Source organism: Pontibacter mangrovi, assembly GCF_006385705.1.
Lineage (GTDB): Bacteria > Bacteroidota > Bacteroidia > Cytophagales > Hymenobacteraceae > Pontibacter > Pontibacter mangrovi.
Map to the genome: position 1 here is coordinate 108,923 of NZ_VFRQ01000005.1, position 20,895 is coordinate 129,817.

At 53.4% G+C, this 20,895-nt stretch carries 14 protein-coding genes; 6 read left to right on the plus strand and 8 right to left on the minus strand.

The window, feature by feature from the left end; genetic code table 11:
* Positions 1-171 precede the first annotated feature (171 nt).
* Both FJM65_RS10675 and FJM65_RS10680 read right to left on the minus strand, forming a co-directional pair.
* Positions 172-2,487, minus strand: a complete 2,316-nt coding sequence (locus FJM65_RS10675) for a M1 family metallopeptidase (RefSeq protein WP_140621510.1) — start codon at positions 2,485-2,487, stop codon at positions 172-174.
* Positions 2,488-2,555: 68 nt separating this feature from the next.
* Entirely contained in the window at positions 2,556-3,149 is a 594-nt protein-coding gene (locus FJM65_RS10680) for a HupE/UreJ family protein (RefSeq protein WP_140621511.1), read from the minus strand.
* 269 nt (positions 3,150-3,418) lie between these two features.
* Here FJM65_RS10680 and FJM65_RS10685 point away from each other — a divergent pair, with 269 nt between their 5' ends.
* Both FJM65_RS10685 and FJM65_RS10690 read left to right on the plus strand, forming a co-directional pair.
* Positions 3,419-4,597 carry a lactonase family protein gene (locus FJM65_RS10685; protein WP_181163692.1) on the plus strand — a complete coding sequence of 393 codons (1,179 nt, stop codon included), beginning with the start codon at positions 3,419-3,421 and terminating at the stop codon, positions 4,595-4,597.
* 11 nt (positions 4,598-4,608) lie between these two features.
* Positions 4,609-4,974, plus strand: a complete 366-nt coding sequence (locus FJM65_RS10690) for a SpoIIAA family protein (protein ID WP_140621513.1) — start codon at positions 4,609-4,611, stop codon at positions 4,972-4,974.
* Positions 4,975-5,025: 51 nt separating this feature from the next.
* Here FJM65_RS10690 and FJM65_RS10695 read toward each other — a convergent pair whose 3' ends face one another.
* From FJM65_RS10695 to FJM65_RS10710, 4 genes are all read right to left on the minus strand, one after another.
* Positions 5,026-5,874 carry an alpha/beta hydrolase gene (locus FJM65_RS10695; protein WP_140621514.1) on the minus strand — a complete coding sequence of 283 codons (849 nt, stop codon included), beginning with the start codon at positions 5,872-5,874 and terminating at the stop codon, positions 5,026-5,028.
* Positions 5,875-6,131: 257 nt separating this feature from the next.
* Entirely contained in the window at positions 6,132-8,750 is a 2,619-nt protein-coding gene (gene clpB, locus FJM65_RS10700) for an ATP-dependent chaperone ClpB (protein ID WP_140621515.1), read from the minus strand.
* Between the two features lie 184 nt (positions 8,751-8,934).
* Positions 8,935-9,621, minus strand: a complete 687-nt coding sequence (gene nfi, locus FJM65_RS10705; RefSeq protein WP_140621516.1) for a deoxyribonuclease V — start codon at positions 9,619-9,621, stop codon at positions 8,935-8,937.
* Between the two features lie 181 nt (positions 9,622-9,802).
* Complete coding sequence (locus FJM65_RS10710; protein ID WP_140621517.1) at positions 9,803-10,462, minus strand: hypothetical protein; 660 nt, start codon at positions 10,460-10,462, stop codon at positions 9,803-9,805.
* Positions 10,463-10,600: 138 nt separating this feature from the next.
* On the opposite strand from FJM65_RS10710, the gene FJM65_RS10715 reads away from it, so the two are divergent.
* Positions 10,601-11,284 (plus strand): dienelactone hydrolase family protein, encoded by a 684-nt coding sequence (locus FJM65_RS10715; RefSeq protein WP_140621518.1) that lies wholly within the window; start codon positions 10,601-10,603, stop codon positions 11,282-11,284.
* A gap of 18 nt (positions 11,285-11,302) precedes the next feature.
* Here FJM65_RS10715 and FJM65_RS10720 read toward each other — a convergent pair whose 3' ends face one another.
* Entirely contained in the window at positions 11,303-12,103 is an 801-nt protein-coding gene (locus FJM65_RS10720; RefSeq protein ID WP_140621519.1) for an SGNH/GDSL hydrolase family protein, read from the minus strand.
* A gap of 214 nt (positions 12,104-12,317) precedes the next feature.
* Here FJM65_RS10720 and FJM65_RS10725 point away from each other — a divergent pair, with 214 nt between their 5' ends.
* Both FJM65_RS10725 and FJM65_RS10730 read left to right on the plus strand, forming a co-directional pair.
* Positions 12,318-14,546, plus strand: a complete 2,229-nt coding sequence (locus tag FJM65_RS10725; RefSeq protein WP_140621520.1) for an NADP-dependent isocitrate dehydrogenase — start codon at positions 12,318-12,320, stop codon at positions 14,544-14,546.
* 1,425 nt (positions 14,547-15,971) lie between these two features.
* Positions 15,972-16,403 carry a transposase gene (locus tag FJM65_RS10730; RefSeq protein WP_317131339.1) on the plus strand — a complete coding sequence of 144 codons (432 nt, stop codon included), beginning with the start codon at positions 15,972-15,974 and terminating at the stop codon, positions 16,401-16,403.
* 304 nt (positions 16,404-16,707) lie between these two features.
* Here FJM65_RS10730 and FJM65_RS10735 read toward each other — a convergent pair whose 3' ends face one another.
* Positions 16,708-17,409, minus strand: coding sequence for a FadR/GntR family transcriptional regulator (locus FJM65_RS10735; RefSeq protein ID WP_140621521.1), 702 nt, complete (start codon positions 17,407-17,409; stop codon positions 16,708-16,710).
* Positions 17,410-17,573: 164 nt separating this feature from the next.
* On the opposite strand from FJM65_RS10735, the gene FJM65_RS10740 reads away from it, so the two are divergent.
* Positions 17,574-20,894 (plus strand): SusC/RagA family TonB-linked outer membrane protein, encoded by a 3,321-nt coding sequence (locus FJM65_RS10740; RefSeq protein WP_140621522.1) that lies wholly within the window; start codon positions 17,574-17,576, stop codon positions 20,892-20,894.
* Position 20,895: the final 1 nt, after the last annotated feature.

Sequence of the window (20,895 nt, forward strand, 5' to 3'; positions counted from 1 at the left end):
CGCAGCTCTTAGGGGTGGGTTTATACTTCAGCTGAAAGTAAAGTAGTAGCAAGTATAAATTCTAAAATGGCGCAAGCGTCCGCTTGTGCCTGATATCAAATACCCAAAGTATAAAAAAAGCGCCTGCAGATTAGCTCTGCAGGCGCTTTTGCTTTCAGGCCGAAGTATAAACTAGCGGCCGTTGTTGTTTTGGCTGGTGGCGCGCTCACGCTGCATTGGGTTGCTGCGCTGGCGCTCCTGCTTAAATATCTCGAAGCGAGACGGTGCCACCTGGCGAGGGAAAGCGTTGTCGGACAGGTCCGTATCTGCGGTCTGCAGGTATGGGTCCAGCTCAAAGCTTACCACCGGCTTCTCGGTGATGAACACCTTGGTGATCTCATCGTTGTTGTAGCGCCAGATCTCGGCCGGGATGTTCACCACTTCCTCAGAGCCGTCTTCATACGACATGCGCACGACCAGTGGCATTACCAGGCCGCCCTGGTTCTCGAAGCTCACTTCGTAGAAGTTCAGGCCTGAGTTCAGCTTCTCCTTCTGCTCCGGCGTCAGCTGGCCCAGGAACTGGCGGTATGCCTGCTCGTCCTCGGCTGTGGTAGCCAGCGGGTCGTAGTTGTTGTAGAAGTCGTTCAGTTGCGGACGCAGCTCCACGCGCGTCTTTTTAATGTCGTTCAGGTTGCGCTGCTGCGAAAGCGTTTGTGGCGCCTTGTTCTGCTGCTCGCGCAACTGTGCGTTCACAAACGCCGGGTCCTGCGAGTCGATGGTGTACCACTTCACGTCTGTCATGGCAATGTCGGTGTGATCGGTGGTGTAGAACCAGCCTCTCCAGAACCAGTCCAGATCCACACCAGAGGCATCCTCCATGGTACGGAAGAAATCAGCCGGCATTGGGTGCTTAAAGGCCCAACGCTTCGCATACTCTTTAAAGGCGTAGTCGAACAGCTCGCGGCCCATTACCGTTTCGCGCAGGATGTTCAGGGCAGTGGCCGGCTTGCCGTAGGCGTTGTTGCCGAACTGCAGCACAGACTCCGAGTTGGTCATAATCGGCACCATGGTGTTTGGCGCGCTCTTCATATACTCCACAATGTCCTGCGGCTCTCCGCGGCGCGATGGGTAGTTGCGCTCCCACTCCTGCTCGGCCAGGTACTGCATAAAGGTGTTCAGGCCTTCATCCATCCACGTCCACTGGCGCTCGTCCGAGTTGATGATCATCGGGAAGAAGTTGTGGCCCACTTCGTGGATGATCACGGAGATCAGGCCATACTTGGTGCGGTCAGAGTAAGTGCCGTCCGGCTCCGGGCGGTAACCGTTGAAGGAAACCATCGGGTACTCCATACCGCCCACAGGACCGTGCACGGAGATCGCCACCGGGTAAGGATAGTCGATGGTGTGCTTAGAGTACACTTCCAACGTGTGCGCCACGGCCTCGGTAGAGTATTGGCCCCACAGCGGGTTGCCTTCTTTCGGGTAGTAAGACATGGCCAGCACGTTTTTGCCGCCCACTTTTACGTTCATGGCATCCCAGATAAACTTACGGGAGCTGGCCCAGGCAAAGTCGCGTACGTTATCGGCTTCAAATACCCAGGTCTTCTTGTTCTTAGCCCTGGACTTCTCTGCTTTCTCGGCTTCCTCCTGCGTCACGATCACCACGGGCTTGTCGCTCTTGGCGGCCTGTGCCCAGCGCTTCTGGTGTGTGTCAGAAAGTACCTGGTTCGGGTTCTGCAGTACGCCAGTGCCGGCTACCACGTGGTCGGCAGGCACCGTGATGCTCACTTTGTAGTCGCCGAAAGGCAGGGCGAACTCACCGCTGCCCAGGAACTGCTTGTGCTGCCAGCCGTTCACGTCGTCGTACACGGCCATGCGTGGGAACCACTGCGCCATTTCGTAGAGATAGTTATCATCCTCCGGGAAATACTCATAGCCCGAGCGGCCGCCCAGTGTTTTCTGATTGTTGATGTTGTGCTTCCAGTCGATGCTGAAGGTAACGCTCTGCTTTGGCTTCAGGGGCGAAGGCAGGTCGATGCGCATCATGGTGTTATTGATGGTATACTTTAGGGCCTTGCCGCCGCGGTCCGATACCTTCTGAATCTTAAAGCCACCGTCAAACTCTTCGCGCGTCATGTACTCCACGGCGCGCAGCGGCATCTCTTTCTGCAGCTCCGCGGTGCGCGTCAGGTTACTCATCGAGTTCGGCTCGAAGATGTTCTGGTCCAGCTGCACCCAAACGTAAGAAAGCACGTCCGGTGAGTTGTTGGTGTAGGTGATGGTTTCGGAACCGGTGATGGCCTGGTTCTGGTCGTCGAGCTCTACTTTTATCGTATAATCGGCGCGCTGCTGCCAGTAAGCGTGGCCGGGTGCGCCCGAGGCCGAGCGGTAGGTGTTAGGTGTTGGAAGCTCCTGCGCCAGCTGCGCGAACTTGGTGTCCTGCGCCTGTGCCGCGAGCGGGCCTGCCACCAGACCCACCAGAGCCAAACCTGCTACAATGTTTCTCATGTGGTTTTAGTTAGGTAGATTAAGTATAGGTTAGAGAAGAAAGGTTCTCCAGGGTTTAAAATGCAATCCTAAAATATACTGGTTTCCATCATCAATATCAAGGCAACACCCGCTGCAGCACTGGAAAGTACCATAATCCAGTCGCGCTTGCTGGCCCGGAACAGGTTTAAGATGAGGAAACCGGCGATTAAAAGTATACTGACAATGAGCAGCTGCCCCAACTCTATGCCGATGTTAAAGGCCAGCAGCTGTTGCCAGATGCTCCCGCTGCGGCCCAGCATCTGGCGCAGAAAGTTGGAAAAGCCCATGCCGTGTATCAGGCCGAAGAACACCGCCATCAGGTTGTGCAGCGACAGGATGGTGCGCTGCTTGCTGGCCGCCCCCTTCAATTTAAAGAAGTTGGTGATGCAGGTAAACAGGATGGTCGTCGGGATCAGGAACTCGATAAGGGCGGCATCAAACTGAATGATGTTGAGGGTGGCCAGTGCCAGCGTAATGCTGTGGCCGATGGTGAAGCTGGTAACCAGCGCGAGCACCTTCTTCCAGTCCTGCAACGTATAAATGGCGCTCAGGGCCAGCAGGAACAGCATGTGGTCGTAGGCCTTGAAATCAAAGATATGATGGAAGCCCAGCTCGATGTAAGTATAAAATACAGATGACACTGTAAGTGAATGTTAAGGTTGAAGAAAAAGCTAAGGGGCAAATTACACATCTGCGGCTAAACTTGCAATATTGTGGCGAGCTGGTGTGGCCGTAGCGGCCGGTTAATCGACAAATAAGCCTATTTGCCCTGTTAAACCGGCGCGTTTATTATTCGGCTAAGGTAATTATACTATATAGCTGTATTTCCTGCCCAGGATTTTATACTTTAGCTACCACATCATCCTGAAAGAAACATACCATGCGCTACTTCCCTAACTTAATCCGTAGAATGTTGGTAAACAGAAACGCGCTGGCCTGTGCCGGTTTGGCCCTGGCCATGGCTGCCTGCAACTCGGGCACAGAGCAGAACGACACAGCCGCCACTACAACCACAGCACCAGAAACGATGGAAAACGCTACGTTTTACGTCGGCTCCTACGCCGAGCCCGACAGCCAAAGCATATACCTGTACAGCCTGAACGAACAAACTGGCGAGCTAACGCAGCTGAGCGCCATAAAAGCTGGCCAAAACCCCTCTTACCTGACTTTGAGTAATGGCGGAGAGCGCATGTATGCCGTTAATGAAACGCAGGAGTATGAAGGGAAGCAGAGCGGGGCCGTGAGCAGCTTTGAAGTGAGCGACGACGGAAAAAGCCTGGAACTGATAAACCAGGTAGCCACCGGGGGCGGCGCGCCGTGCTATGTATCGGTAGTAGACGGAACGGTGCTGGTAGCCAACTATATGGGTGGCAATGTGGCGGCCGTGCCTGTGGCAGAGGACGGAAAGCTGGGGCAGGCGCAGGTGGTGCAGCATAAGGGCACCGGCCCGAACAAAGACCGGCAGGAAAAACCGCACGCCCACTACATTGCCCCCTCGCCGGACGGTAAGTATGTTTTTGCTGTGGATTTGGGCGCCGACAAGGTATTTGGCTACAAGTTAGAGAACGGCAAGTTGGTGCAGCATCAGCCTTCGGTAGCTTTTTCGGCGGCGGCTGGCTCAGGGCCACGCCACCTGGCGTTTCATCCAAACGGAAAGTATGCCTACCTGGTGCACGAGCTGAACTCTACGGTAACAGTGCTCAAGTATAACCCCGACAACGGCACGTTCAGCGAAGAGCAGGTCATCACTACGCTCCCGGCGGATTTTGAAGGCGACAGTTACCCGGCTGCCGTGAAAGTATCTGCCGACGGCAAGTTTGTGTATGCCTCTAACCGCGGGCACAACAGCATTGCCGTGTTCTCGGTTGGGGATGAGGGGCGCCAGCTAAGCTCTGTGCAGCATATGAGCACCGGCGGCAACTGGCCCCGCGACTTCTCCATCAGCCCCTCCGGAAGTATAATGCTGGTAGCCAACGAGCGCTCTAACCAAGTTACCGTGTTTAAACGCGAAAAAAACAGCGGCAAGCTTACTGCCACCGCGTATGAAGCCCAGGTGCACAAGCCTGTCAATATCGTTTTCAGGGATTAAATAGAAGTATCATGCTGGAGGTTCTGCCGGAGACGCAAGATAATCTGTTAGCCGTTCGGGTAAGCGGTGAGCTAACCAACGAAGACTTCGACCTGTACCGTGAGCTGATCTGGGACAGGATGAAGCAGTATGGCGCCGCCCGCTTGTACTACGAGATGGTAAACCTGAGCTGGGTAAAGCCCGGAGCCGCCCTGGAAAACGCGTTGTTCGACCTGGTGCATGGCCGTGCGTATGACCGTGTGGCCATGGTGGGCGAGAAAATATGGCAGAAGTGGGCGGCCAACCTCATTAGCCCGGTAAAAAAGAAAGGCGTGCGCTATTTCGACCTGCACGAGCGGGAGCGGGCCATGCGATGGGTGCAGACAGGGGAGGAGTAAGGTGCTCACAGCGTCTTGTAAACCTGTGAGTACCTCACTCCTGCACGTTGGCTACTGCGCCAAAGCCTCCGCCCTTGCTTTCTGGAAGAGCAGCAGGTGGTATTCCAGGGAGTTGCCCCAATAGCTCCAGGTGTGGGCGCCGGGCCGCTCTATGTAATCATGCGGGACTTTCTCGTACACCATGCGGCGGTGCAGCTCGCGGTTGTCCTCAATCAGGAAGTCGTCTACGCCGCAATCGATGATAAATTTTAGGCCGCTGGCCTTAAGCTGCGGCACCATGTATACCACAGAGCTTTGGCGAAACAGCTCCTGGTTATCCGGCTTTGGCCCCAGCACCGCCTCAATGCTCTGGCGCAGTTTTTCCTGCTCAATGCCCGCCACGTTTACGGCTCCGCTCATGCTGCCGGCCGCCAGGTATAAATCCGGGTGCCTGGATGACAAGTATAACGCGCCGTGCCCGCCCATACTTAGTCCAGAAATAAAGCGGCCGCTTTTATCTGAGATGGCTTTATACTTGCGCTCCACCTCCTGGCGCAGCTCCTCAGTAATGTAGGTTTCGTATTGGCTGCCTTGGTCTACGGGGCTGTCGTAGTACCAGCTGCTGAAGTCGCCCTCCGGCGTAACGATGATGAGTTGGTATTTATCGGCCATTTGCTGCAGCAGGTCTTTTTGCGGCGGCACTTTTAGCCAGTTGCTGAAGTCGCCGCTATAGCCGTGCAGTAAGTATAAAACCGGGTAAGGCCCGTTCTTTTTCTTGCCGTGGCCTTCCGGCGTCACCACGCCAGCCTTCAGCGTTTTCTGCATCGAGGGGCTCTGGATCGCCAGGGTGTCTACTTTGGCCTGTGCCGAAAGTATGGAGAGGGCGAAGAGTAGGAGGAAAGTGTATAGTCTCTTTTGCATAGTATTAAGGTATGGTGTCTGCAAAATATAAAATCGTGAGGATATTTCCCTGTTTCAAGTTTTCAGCTGGCGTTAAGCTCATTTTAAATTTATGCCAGCTGAAAGCTGGCCTCATGTGAAGCCACAAGCAGAATGCTTGCGGCAGATAAGTTATACTACCGCCAGCTAAACGCTCATCGCACAAGTATAAAAATACAAAACCCCGCCACTCCAATGGAATGGCGGGGTTTAAGCTATTGCTAAACTTTAAACTTCTCTTATTCTCCTGACGGGATTTCTACGTCCACGTTGTTGAACCGGATCTCTCCATTCTCCAGCACGGCCTCCACCACTGAGTCTTTGTTGATTTTGCCAGACAAAATCTCCTTCGACAGCTCGTTCAGCACCTGGCGCTGGATCACGCGCTTCAATGGCCGGGCACCGAACTGCGGGTCGTAGCCCTGCTCGCCCAGGTAATCCAATACTTCGTCGGTGGCTACCAACTGGATGCCGGCTTCTTCCAAGCGATGCTGTATATGTCCAAACTGGATGCTGACGATCTTGCGGATGTCGCCACGGCTCAGCGGACGGAACATCACCAGCTCGTCGATACGGTTCAGGAACTCCGGCCTCACCGACTTCTTCAGCAGCTCAAACACTTCCTCTTTCGTCTGCTCAATCACCTCATCGTGGTTCAGCGGCGTCATCTTCTCAAAATTGCTCTGGATGATGTGCGAACCGATGTTCGAGGTCATGATGATGATGGTGTTCTTGAAGTTCACCACGCGGCCTTTGCTGTCGGTCAGGCGGCCATCGTCGAGCACCTGCAAAAGTATGTTGAACACGTCAGGGTGCGCTTTTTCGATCTCGTCGAGCAGTACCACGGAGTATGGTTTGCGGCGTACGGCCTCGGTCAGCTGGCCACCTTCTTCGTAGCCCACGTATCCCGGAGGCGCTCCGACCATTCGGCTCACGGCGTGGCGCTCCTGGTACTCACTCATGTCGATGCGCACCATGGCGTTCTCATCGTTGAACAGGTAATCGGCCAGCGCTTTGGCGAGCTCAGTTTTACCTACACCGGTGGTACCCAGGAAGATGAACGAACCGATCGGGCGTTTCGGGTCCTGCATACCGGCACGGCTGCGGCGCACGGCATCCGAGATGGCCTCAATCGCCTCCTCCTGACCAGCTACGCGCTTGCCCAATTCCTGCTCCAGGTGCAGCAGTTTCTCGCGGTCGCTCTGCAGCATTTTGCTCACAGGTATACCGGTCCACTTGGCCACTACCTCGGCGATATCTTCAGAATTCACCTCCTCCTTCAGCATCGGGTTCTCGCCCTGCATCTCATGCACCTGCTCCTGCAGCTGCTTCAGGTGTGCCTCAGCCTCCTGGATTTTACCGTAGCGAAGCTCTGCCACACGGCCATAGTCGCCGCTTCTTTCGGCCTGCTCCGCCTCCAGCTTGTAGTTCTCGATGTTCTCTTTCTCTTTCTGGATGCCCTCGATGATCTGCTTTTCGTTCTGCCACTTGGCTTTCAGGTCATCGCGCTTGCCGCTCAGGTCAGCGATTTCTTTTGAGAGCACTGTTTCTTTGTCCTTGTCGTTCTCACGACGGATGGCCTCACGCTCAATCTCCAGCTGCATGATGCGGCGCTGCAGTTCGTCCAACTCCACCGGCAATGAGTCAATCTCGATGCGCAGTTTCGCAGCTGCCTCGTCCATCAGGTCAATGGCTTTATCCGGCAGAAAGCGGTCCGTGATGTAGCGGTTCGATAGCTCCACCGCGGCAATAATTGCATCGTCTTTAATGCGCACCCCGTGGTGCACTTCATACTTGTCTTTGATACCACGCAGGATCGAAATGGCATCCGGCACGCTTGGCTCGTCCACCATCACCGCCTGGAAACGTCGCTCCAAAGCTTTATCTTTCTCAATATACTTCTGATACTCCTTCAGCGTTGTCGCACCAATGGCATGCAGTTCGCCACGCGCCAGGGCTGGTTTTAGCAAGTTGGCTGCGTCCATGGCGCTCTCGCCACCCGCACCGGCTCCGATCAAGGTATGGATCTCGTCGATGAAGAGAATGATCTCACCCTCGGCATCGGTTACTTCTTTGATCACCGCCTTCAGACGCTCCTCAAACTCGCCTTTATACTTGGCGCCTGCCACCAGCAGACCCATGTCGAGGCTCATCAGCGTTTTGTTTTTCAGGTTCTCCGGCACGTCGCCGCTCACCATACGCTGCGCCAGCCCCTCCACAATCGCGGTTTTACCCACGCCAGGCTCACCCAGCAGCACCGGGTTGTTCTTAGTACGGCGGCTCAGGATCTGCAGCACCCGTCGGATCTCCTCGTCGCGGCCAATCACCGGGTCGATCTTACCGGCACGCGCCAACTCGTTCAGGTTCTTGGCGTAACGCTTCAGCGAGTTATACTTCGCCTCGGCATTCTGGTCAGTTACCTTCGCGCCACCGCGTAGTTCCTTAATAGCCTTCTTTAGGTCTTTCTCGTTAAAGCCAACATCCTTCATCAGCCCGGCCACCTTGTCGCGGCCAGCCAGCAGGCCCAGCAGCATGTGCTCCACGGCCACGTATTCGTCGCCAAACTCTTTAAGCAGAGAGGTTGCTTTCTGCAGGGCCGCCGCTGCATCGTTCGCCAGGTAAGGACTGCCGCCGCTCACCTTCGGGTAAGCCGCTACAATCTCGTCCAGCTTGCTGTGGAGGATGTTGCCGTTGATGTTCAGTTTCTGGAGCAGGAAGTTCGTTACGTTCTCGTCCGTCTCCAGTATTGCTTTTAAAATATGCCCAGTCTCGATTGCCTGCTGCTGGTTGCCGCCTGCTATCTCAGTGGCCTTCTGGATGGCCTCCTGGGCTTTGATGGTATAGTTATTAAAGTTCATATTGCTATGTCTGTTTTCCTTCGTTTTAGTTCTACGAGCATTATAGCAAAGGATACACCAATGGTATTTTAGGATGGTTTTACTGTAATTATGTCAGGTTTATGGATTGAGAATTAGAGAGATTCGGACATATTGGCTGCTTTTGCGATGACCTCACAGCGTCTTCCAGACCTGTGAGGTCACACTACTTCACCTCTTTCTTAAACACCGCCGCATAATGGTCGGCCAGTCTGGTGGGCTCCGGCAGTTTATACTTGATAGCGCATTTAAGGGCGATTTCGGTGGCGGATTCCAGGTCCATGAGGTGGCCGGGGGAGACGAAAACGGGCTTTACATTGTCCTTGGTGCGGACTACGTTGGCGATAACTTCGCCTTTATACTCCAGCGGGGAGATGGAGCCTTTGGTAGCGGCGGGTTCTTTATACTTACCTACCAGCACTTTTTTGGCGACGCCCATGGTGGGCTTGTTCAGGTGCAGGCCCAGGTGCGTGGCGATGCCGAGGCGGCGGGGGTGGGAGATGCCGTGGCCGTCTACCATGATCAGGTCGGGCTTTTGCTGCAGCTTTTCGTAGGCTTTAAGAAGGTTGGGCGCCTCGCGGAAGGCCAGGAAGCCAGGGATGTAGGGCAGCTCCACCGGCCCGTGGTGCCATACTTTCTCCACCACCTCCAACTCCGGGTAGGTCAGCAATATGAAGGCAGAAAGTATGGTATCCTCCCCTATAAAAGAAGAATCGCAGCCGGCGATCAGTTTCAGGTCAAAGTCAGGTTTCTGAAGTATGATGCGCTCCTGCATCTCCTTTTGTTGCTCCGTCAGGCGATCAAGTATCTTTGGATCGGGGGCAGGGTAATCGAAGCGTCGGAAGTAGGCCATGGGCTACAGTTTTGAATGTGTGGATGAGTGAGTGAAGAACATGATACGGTTATACTTTGTGATGCAAGTGGAGTTGTGGAGCAGCGCCTGGTTCTTTCCCTTCGGCTCCAGCCTCAAGAGTGTTCGTGATGAAAACAAAAAAGGATTCACACAATCACTCATCCACTCATTCAAAATTAATTCAGGCGCTGCAGGGCACGCGCAGGTCGGCGAAGAGCAGTAGCCAGCGGCCGTTGCGGTAGCCGAAGTGGAAACGGTAGGAGGTGCCGGTGTGCAGCACGGTGGCCTGCACCTGCTGCTGTAGCTCCTGCACCTGCCGGGCTTCTTGCTCGCTTAAAGAGGCATACTTCCACATGTCGGTGCGCTGAAAATCGGCGGTGTTAAATGTATAAAAGCAGCCATCCTCCGAAAAGCCTGTGGCCCCGCCGTCCATAGCCGCGCAGTCAAACGCCGGAAAAGCCTCGCGGCGCTGCAGCAGGCACTCCTGCATCTCCTGGCTTATACTTGTAAAAGGCCGCTGCTGGTACTCCCGCTGCACCTCTTTTATACTTCTAAACTGATGATAGGCGGGCAGCGCGCCAGGCTGCTCAATCAGCCACAATCCTTTGCCGGCATCTACAAACTCTTCTTCCAGCGCTGCCGTGTCGCCTGCCTGCAGGGCGCTGAAAAACCTGTTGAACGCCTGCGTAAAAGCGGCAGTGTCGGGCCCCGACGCATGCGGGGACTCCCGCTCGGCCGCCAGCGAGTCTATTCTTTCTGTGCCTAAATTGCTGTTGTGCCCGTTTGGCCCGCAGGAGGAAAAGGCAAGCAGGGCAACAAGTATAAAAAGTAAATTGCGCATGGTATAACGTATGGTTTTAGGTGTGATACGATAGCAGGTTTGCCTATAGTTATACCTGCTGAACTTAGAAGGTGGCAGCTCGTACTGCTTAGTAACCTGCTTATCAGGCTTTTTAAATGCCTTTTACCTACACAAGCTATGAAAAACTATACTTTTAACGACAGCGTCCGCATAGATGTGCAGGGCGTTTCCCTAATCGGCGACCTGGCAATTCCGGAAAATGCCTTCGGGCTCATCATCTTCTCGCACGGCAGCGGCAGCAGCCGCCTTAGCAGCCGCAACCGCTTTGTGGCCGAGCACCTGCAGCGGTCGGGCTTTGCCACGCTGCTTTTCGATCTTTTAACAGAGGAGGAAGATCAGGAATACAGCAACCGCTTCGACATCCCGAAACTCACCAAACGGCTAATTGACACCACGTATTGGGTGCAGCAGGACCCGCGCACGCAAAACTTCAACATTGGCTTTTTTGGGGCAAGCACCGGGGCGGCCTCCGCCATAGGCGCCGCCGCTGCTGAGGGCTCAGAAATTATTAAAGCTGTGGTAAGCCGGGGCGGGCGCCCAGACCTAGCCGACGCTGTGCTGCCCGACCTGCAGGTGCCCACGCTGCTAATTGTAGGGGGCAAGGATGAAGAGGTGCTGGAACTAAACAAGCAGGCGCAGGACCAGATGCAGTGCATCAAAGACTTAGAGATTGTGCCCGATGCCACCCACTTGTTTGAGGAACCCGGGGCCCTGGAAATGGTTGCGCAACTGGCCACCGACTGGTTCCGGAAGTATGTAAAGCCCGATAAGCAGCAGCCCCTGCACCAGAACAGGCCTTAGTCAGGTATAAGTATGGGCTTAACGGGTGGCGGCATGTTCCACGGGAATCTTTCGGAGGAGAGGCATGAGCGCGTCAAACCATCTCTGCGCCATTTTCTCTTCGCCTCGTGCGTTGGGGTGAATGCCGTCCCAGGTGTCGGCGCCGGTGGCAGGGTTAAAGCCGCTAAACTGATCTACAAGTATAACCGGTGAGGCCGCCGTGCTCATCTCCTGGGCAAGTGCAGGAATGTGCTTGTTCAGCTGCACAATATGATCGGCAACGGCAGGGCCAAAGCGCTCTTCATCCACCGGTGTTAACTGCGCCAGCAAAACAGTAGCGTGTGGGTTCTTTTCCCGGATGAGGGTGATGATTTGGCGCAGCTCCTCTATTGTTTCCTGGTAACAGGTGTTGCCGGAGCCGCATTGGCGCAGCATATCGTTGGAGCCCAAGTGCAGCAGCACAATATCAGGCGTATAGCTTTGCAGCCACCTGGCCAGGTTCCCGTGCCACCGTCTGCCCTGCAGTATTTCATCCGCCGTCCAGCCCCAGTGTCCCTCATGGCAGTTGGTGTAAGTGCGGCCTTTGTAGCTGGTGCCATAAGCTGCCGGTTGCCCCGAAAAGTTCATGTTCTCTGATCCCACAAAGGCCACGTCTGCCCCTGCATCTGCTAACTTTTGCCAGAGCCGGTAACGGTAGCTGGGGTGCTCCTGGTTGCCTTGCGTAATAGAGTTGCCCAATGCCAGGATCTTTACCTCGCCCTCATGGGTTAGCCCTGCAGTGTTGGATAACCAAAAGGCCAGCAGGTAGCGTAGCAGAAACAGGTTCAGAGAGGTATACATGCCTTAATATACTTATAGTAGCGCTTTACGGGATACGTAGACGAGAAAATCTTGCCTGTGGTGGTAGCTGAATGACGCAGGGCTGTAGGCTGCTGCAAGAGAGGAGCGAAACATTTCCGCGGGTGGCCTTCTTACAAAAAGACTCTTATATTTGCTATATATAACCTATGTGCGCCTCCCTTGTTGAGGTAACTGACTTAAACAGATAAATAACATGACAAACAAAGCATCCAGAATTATCTATACTATAACTGATGAGGCTCCTGCGTTGGCAACACGCTCGTTCCTGCCGATTGTGAGAACTTTTACAGAAGCCGCTGGCATCGAAGTAGAGACTCGTGATATTTCCCTGGCCGGTCGTATCCTCGCTGCTTTCCCGGAGAACCTGACCAAGGAGCAGAAGCAGAGTGACGACCTGGCGTACCTGGGCGACCTGGCGAAAACGCCTGAGGCGAACATCATCAAGCTGCCAAACATCAGTGCTTCTATCCCGCAGCTGAACGCGGCCATCAAAGAGCTGCAGTCGCAGGGGTATAACATTCCAAATTATCCTTCTGAGCCTAAAAACGACGAGGAAAAAGACATTAAAGCTCGTTATGCCAAGATTTTGGGTAGCGCGGTAAACCCGGTGCTGCGCGAAGGTAACTCGGATCGCCGTGTGGCCGACGCCGTAAAGCAATACGCCAAGAGCCACCCGCACTCGATGGGCGAATGGTCATCAGACTCTAAAACACGCGTGGCCCACATGACGGAAGGCGACTTCTATGGCAGCGAGAAATCTGTAGTGGCCGACAAAGCTACGGATGTGCGCATCGAGTTTGTTGGTGCGAACGGTGAGACCAAAGTGCTGAAAGAGAAAGTGGCGCTGAAGGAAGGCGAAGTGATGGACTCTTCGGTAATGCATGTGGCCGAGCTGAACGCCTTCTTTGAGAAAGCCATTGCCGAAGCCAAGGAAGATAATATCCTGCTGTCGCTGCACCTGAAGGCCACCATGATGAAAGTATCTGACCCGATCATGTTCGGCCATGCGGTGAAAGTGTTCTTTAAAGATACATTTGCCAAGCACGCCGCTACATTCAAAGAGATCGGTGTGGATGCGAATAATGGTTTAGGCGATGTATACAATAAGATCCAGAGCCTGCCGGAAGAGAAGCGTTCTGAGATCGAGGCGGATTTGAAAGCGGAGATGGCGCAGCGCCCGGAACTGGCGATGGTAAACTCCGACAAAGGAATTACCAACCTGCACGTGCCAAGCGACGTGATCATCGATGCGTCTATGCCGGCGGCCATCCGCTCGTCAGGCAAGATGTGGGGACCAGATGGTAAGCTGCATGATACAGTAGCGATCATCCCGGACCGTTCTTACGCCGGTATCTACCAGGAAGTGATCAAGTTCAACAAAGAGAACGGCGCTTTCGATCCGACGACCATGGGTACTGTTCCGAACATCGGCCTGATGGCCCAGAAAGCGGAAGAGTATGGCTCGCACGATAAGACCTTCGAAATGGCTGAGGCCGGAACGGTTCGTATCGTAGATGCGAATGGTAATACGCTGATGGAGCAGAAGGTAGAGAAGGGCGACATCTTCAGAGCCTGCCAGACAAAAGACGTGGCTATCCAGGACTGGGTGAAGCTGGCGGTTACCAGAGCTAGAATCACCAGCACGCCTGCTATTTTCTGGCTCGACCCGCAACGCGCGCACGATACCAACCTGATCAAAAAAGTAGAGCGTTACCTGCAGGACCACGATACAAATGGCTTGGAGATCAAGATCATGTCGCCGGTTGAGGCGATGCGCTATACTTGCGAGCGTGCCAAAGCGGGTAAAGACACTATCTCGGTAACCGGTAACGTACTGCGTGACTACCTGACGGACCTGTTCCCGATCCTGGAGCTGGGCACTAGCGCCAAAATGCTTTCGATCGTTCCGTTGCTGGATGGCGGTGGCCTGTTTGAGACAGGTGCCGGTGGTTCTGCACCGAAGCACGTAGAGCAGTTCGTAGAAGAGAATTACCTGCGCTGGGATTCGCTGGGTGAGTTCTTAGCATTGGCTGTTTCTCTGGAAGACCTTGCTTACAAAACCAAGAACGAGAAGGCTGAAGTGTTGGCAGAAGCCCTGAACAAAGCGAACGCTGAGTTCTTGGAGAAAGACAAGTCTCCGGCCCGTAAAGTAGGCGGCATCGACAACCGTGGCAGCCACTTCTACCTGGCTATGTACTGGGCACAAGCGCTTGCCGAGCAGAACAAGAACCAGGAGCTGAAAGACCGCTTCACGAAGCTGGCCAAAGAGCTGACCGACAACGAGCAGAAGATCGTAGACGAGCTGAACGCTGTGCAGGGGCAACCTGTAGAGCTGGGCGGCTACTACCATCCGGATGTAGAGAAAGCCCGCAAAGCCATGCGCCCAAGCGAAACACTGAACGCTGCGCTGAATAACTTCTAAGCAGAAGTATAAAGTATAAATAGGAAAGGCTGCCTGAGCGATCGGGTGGCCTTTTTTGTTTTTAGCAGCTGCTTCATTATTTAATAGTAAATATTCTATATATTAAAGCTGCAGATGTAGGTGAATATGGGGCTAAAATTTAAAGCTTTTAATTGGGGCAACTTCAGGAAGTACTCTTTCCTGAAGTTGTGGTTTGTGCACACTATTGCTCTTTATTGTTTCCTTGGCTTTTCAATGAGTGTAGCCAATGCAATTTTTCCTCATAATCCAAGATTGGGCTTTGAACCGTAAAAAATACTTGCTAAAACTGTAGCTGGTCCATTAGCTGGAATTTTAGGCTAGATTGATGGCTTTCCTGCATTTGTGCTTTTTCCTATAGTTTTAAAGGGATTGATAAGGTTTTTTTGGGAAAAATCCAGGTGGTTTACCAGCTATGTGCTGGCAATCCTGATTTGCTATACCATAAAAAGTATGCTGGACAGGAGATGGTACCTGATCGGCATAGCTATGGGAGACCGTCAGTTTAAGGAAATGTTTCCTTCATTAGGATATGATCAACTGTTAGCCATAAACCTGTTGGGTACTTACCTGATCCTGCTTATACCTATAGGACTTATCTGGTGGCTGTTTCGTGGGAGTAGAAATAAGGGCAACCCTACTGATCAGGAGTTAAATTTGGAATCTGAATAATATGAGTAAACTATACCTGTACTTTAAAACCATCATACTTGATGCTATCCTTGTCTTTTTATTCGGACCTGCGCATTTCATTTACCTTTCAATAAGGTATGGAGCAGAGTTAGGTCATATGCTATTAGCATTTCTGCCCTTCTTATTTGTTTCTTTGATTCTCCTGTATCTGATCAATACAGTGTACACAATGCTTAAGGTAGTTTATGAAGATCTGAATAACTTTGATAAAACCCGATGGTTTGGTACATGGCTCGCGATCCATACTTTGTCTTATTTATACTGGGAGTTTAGGGTTGCAATTTCAACTATATATTATGTGGAATGTGCAGTTAGTGCTGCTGTTTACTTAGGTTTTCTGATTTACCTACACCACCGGATGTACTCAAAGTTGCAAATTGTACAGGGTTAAGTTAATGCATGCTTTCTGACCCGCTCTTTCGGATTTGCAATCCGAAAGTATAGTAGCCGCGGATTTGTAATCCGCAAGGGCAAAAGCAGCAGCTACAGGCAACCAGCGGATTGCAAATCCGAAGCAGCCTCATTATGCTTTATACCATAAGCTGCCCCCCACATGCCGCAAGTTTAGCGGGAGCGCAACTTGTGGCTATCCATGAGGCCAGTTTGTAACTGGCGTACAACCCATACCTATACTTTCGCCAGTTACAAACTGGCTCCATACCCACCACCAGTTACCGCTTCGCTCAAACTGGCGGTATGTTCGTATAGCGTATCATGAGCCGAAACTATAAGATCAGCGACCAGAGCCAGCTGCATTTTATCTCATTTGCGACCGTAAATTGGATCGATGTTTTTACCAGGCCTGCCTACAAAGACATTGTTGTTGACAGCCTGAACTACTGCGTTAAGAACAAAGGGCTGGAAGTGTATGCCTGGTGCATTATGTCTAACCACGTGCATCTCATCATTGGCTCACAATCAGCAAATCAGTCCCACATTATCCGCGACCTGAAAAAGCATACTTCCAAAACTATAGTCAAAGCCATTGTCGATAACCCGCAGGAGAGTCGAAAAGAATGGATGCTCTGGATGTTTGAGCGTGCAGGCAAGTTTAATAGCAATAACAAGGACTTCCAGTTCTGGCAGCAGCATAACCAACCCATTGAGCTTAATTCCAATTTCCTGATAGAGCAGAAGCTAAACTAAATTCACCACAATCCGGTAGAAGCTGGTTTTGTGTGGGAGCCGCAGGACTACCCGTACAGCAGCGCCACAGACTATGCCGGAGAAAAAGGCATGGTAGATGTTATGCTTCTCTGCTAAGCATGCCGCAAGTTTAGCGACAGCGTAACTTGTGGCTGTTCTTGGAGCCAGTTTATAACTGGCAGAAGTATGAATCTAATCACCAATTTACCTGGCCCATGTATTTCTTGGAAACAGCCCTTACCTATCTCTTCTAAAGCAACAAAGTATACACCGGCGCCTCTACTGCGGTACTCAAACGTAAGGGTTAGGCCAGGATCCTGGCGAAGTGGTTATCGAGGTGATTGCGCATGCCGTTACGGAACATCTCAGCCGACCCGTGCTCAATAAGATCAACCAACCCTTTATGCGACACAAACTTGCGTACCGGTATTTCCTTGGTTAGCAGTCCGCTGCGGTGCACATAATCGAACACGGGCAGCAGCATGTTCTGAAATTTCTTTAGCGTAGTGTTGCCAGAGATCTCATAGAGCTTGCCATGGAAGTTGATCTCATGCTGTATCTGAAAGTACGTGGTGTCCGACAGGTCTGGCTCATTCGCCACAATTTCCTTTAGCTCCTCAATATCCTCCTTCGTTACCCGCTCCATTATAAAGTCGGCCATGCCGATCTCCAGCACCAGGCGCAACTCAAATACCTCGCGCAGGGTGGCGTTGTCCAGCACCTGCGGAATCAGGCGCTTCTCCAGCATGGCCAGCAGGTCGGGGTTTGTAATGACGGCCCCTCTGTGTTTTTTCGACTCAATCAGGCCAATCAGCCGCAGGCGCAGCAGGGCTTCCCTTATAACTGTGCGGCTAACACCCAGGTTGGCCGCCAGCTCCATTTCCTTTGGAATAGCGTCGCCTACCTTCAGGTTTTGCTGCACCAATAGCTCAATCAGGTTCATCTCTACCTTATCCACCAGCGAGCTGGTATCTATGGCCTTTATCTTATCGAAAGCGTTTTCCATGCGGATATGTATAACTTATTGCTCGTGTTTTCTTAGCTAAATTACAAAAACTATAAAACTTTGTTGCTTAAGAGCGGCAAAAAAGTTGAATAAAAGTTTTGTTTAATGAATTAACCCTTATACATTTATTATGTCATACATAATCCTTAAAACATCTCGCCTATATGAAACAGAAACATTTACTCCACCTCTTGCTCATAGGCCTGTGCCTGATTATCAGTCCGCACCTGCTGTATGCGCAAAGCACCGCCGTGAGCGGCCGCATTATATCCGCAGAAGATAGTCAGCCGCTTGTCGGGGTGAGCCTGAATGTGAAAGGCACCGACCGGGGCACCTTAACCGATGTAGATGGCTCCTTTACCATCAAAGCCTCGGAAGGGGATGTGCTGGTGGCGCGCTACCTTGGGTTTGAGCCACGTGAGGTAACAGTGCAAAGCCCAGCGGGGTCCATAGAGATTGCCCTGAAGCCTGCCACTGCTAAACTTGGCGAAGTGGTGGTAGTGGGCTATGGTACGCAAAGCCGCGAAACCCTGACCGGGGCCGTTTCTACGGTGGATGACCAGGTGCTGGAGTCGGCGCCGCGCACCAACGTGGCTACCGCCCTGCAAGGCACCGTAACAGGTCTGCGGGTGCAGCAAACATCCGGACAGCCGGGAGCCACGCCTAACATCACGTTCCGGGGCGGTACCAGTTTTAACGGTACCGGATCTCCGCTGGTGATCGTGGACGGTGTGATCTTTCCATCGCTGTATGGCATTAACTCCGAAGATATTGAAAGTATCAACGTGCTGAAGGACGCCGCTTCTACGGCCATCTATGGTGCCCGGGCAGCCAACGGAGTTATATTGGTTACGACTAAAAAAGGTAAGAAAGGCCGCTCCCAGGTTACGTATAGCCTGAAGCACGCCCAGAACTACATCCGCCGCAATCCTGTGGATTTTATGAGCGCGGAAGACTACATCATCTGGAACAGAAGAGGCTTGGGCAGCAGGTATGAGGCTGCCGTGAAAGATAACAACACGGCTGAGGCAAACAACACGCGCAACCAGCTGTCTGGCTCCTGGGGCTGGGCAGTAAGCCCGGGCTGGGCCTCGCCAAGCGGGAAATACTCTACACAGTTGGTAACAAATGACAACAGACAGCTCATCGGCAACCCGATGTGGAACCTGTTAGTGGATAAGAACCCGTTCGACCCGACGCAGATGGACAGTATCCTGTACCGCTCCATTTCTCAGGAAGAGCTGGAAAACATGATACTGCAGGAAAGCACATTGCAGGAGCACTACCTCAACTTCTCCGGCGGCGGCGACAAGGGCACCTTCTCGCTGGGCGTAGGTACGGTAAAGGATGTAGGCATGGTGATAGGCTCCTCGCTGAAGCGCTATAACCTGAACTTTAACGGCGGGCTGGATGTGAACGAGGACTTCAAGGTAAATTTGAACCTGTCGGCCTACAACGATAAAACCACGCCCTCATACCTTTCGCCGGATGCTGGTGGCTGGCTGGGTGGCGGCCTGATACAGCGCTTTGGGGGCATTGCGCCAACGGCCCGCTTCACGCACGATGAGACCGGCGAGATACTGCCCGGCGTAGACGGAGGTACCCTGGGTAATCCGGAGTACCTGCGCGATAAGTTTATCAACGAGAACGAAGAGCAGCGCTTCTCGGGTAGCCTGAACCTGGAGTACCAGATTATTCCGGAGCTGAAGTTCCTGGCCTCAGCCTCGGGCTTTATGCGCTACTCTGGCCGCGAGAGTTTTACAAAGGCTTACCAAAACGGTACAGGCGGCGCGTTTATAGATACCCGAAACGCCTCTTTCACGCTGCCGCGCGCAACGCAGTACTCTTACAATGCTTTTCTGCAGTATGATAACACCTTTGGCAAGCACACACTAAGCCTGCTGGGCGGCGGCGAGTTCTTTGACGCCCGCTTCTCGCAGTACAGTGCAGCGGCCCGTGGCGCCTCCACCGACTTTATTCCATACTTGTCAGCCTCTACCGAGGCAGTGGGTATCCCGTACTCCGGCTTCTATTCCTGGAACCGCCTGGCGTCCGGCATCGGCCGCGTTACCTACGACTATGACTCGCGCTACCTGCTGAACGTGAACCTGCGCTACGACGGCACTTCCCGCCTGGCTGACAACCGCTATGGCCTGTTTCCCGGCATCTCCGCTGGCTGGAACCTGCACAATGAGGCCTTCTTCACCAACTCTTTCCTTAGCGATTACATCAGTACCATTAAACCACGCGTAAGCTGGGGCCAGAACGGAAGTATAGATCCGCTGGACGACTTTGCCACGGCGGCAACCTATGGCGGCACCGGCATCTACGGCGGCAATGCAGGCTTTGCGCCTAACTTCCTCCTGAACACGGCCCTGAAGTGGGAGCGCGCCTCCTCGCTGAACTTTGGCCTGGACCTGGGGCTGTTCGATAACCGCATCACCTTTATCGGCGATTACTTTGTCCGCGACATCTACGACAAGATCACCTCGCTGGGCATACCGGCCTGGACAGGCTACGGCAGCTTTACTACCAACCTGGGCCAGTTGCAAAACCGCGGCGTAGAGCTGGAGATGCGGGCCAACGTGGTGCGCCCAACACAGCCTGACGGCTTTAGCTGGGATGTAAGCGCCAACTTCTTCCACGTGAAAAACTATGCGAAGGAGTTGCCAGACAACGGCCTGGAGAAAAACAGACAAGGTACCTACCAGGTGTACGACCCGGGCTCAGGCCAGGTAATCCATGTGGGTGGCCTGCAGGAGGGCGAGCGCATTGGCCTGGATGAGATCTGGGCGCCGATCTACGACGGCCTGTACCTGACGGAGGCAGACCTTGAAGAGGATGCAGACCTGTATAACTCATACCTGCCGTGCCGCGACAAGACCGTAAAGCTCCTGGGCGACGCCCGCTGGAGAGACCTGGACCAGAACGATACCATCGACTTCCGCGATAGAGTGTTTGTGGGCAGAACAACGCCTACCGTGCAGGGCGGCTTTGGTACCAACTTTAACTGGAAAGGCTTTAACCTGTATGCCCAGTTCGACTTTGCGCTGGGGCACATGATCCTGAACCAGTCCAAGCTTAGAGGCCTGTCGCAGGTGCAGGGCTCACAGAACGGCCCGGTAGACGTGACCAACACCTGGCACCCGGACAACCCGAACGGCACGCTGCCGCGCTACTACTGGGCTAACTATGGCCGAAACTACTTCCAGGACGCCGGCGGCGGAACCAACTCCTTTGCCAACTTCTATGAGAAAGGCGACTACCTGGCCATGCGCGAGATCACGCTGAGCTACCAGGTGCCGCAGGCCTTTCTGCAAAACACACTGAAAGGCAAAATACAGGGGCTGCGCCTGAACGTGACGGGAACAAACCTCACTTACTTTACCGGCTACAGCGGCACCTTCCCGGAGGTGGGTGGCAACGACGTGGGCAGGTTCCCGCTGCCGCGCACCATCACCACAGGCCTCAACGTGACACTTTAAT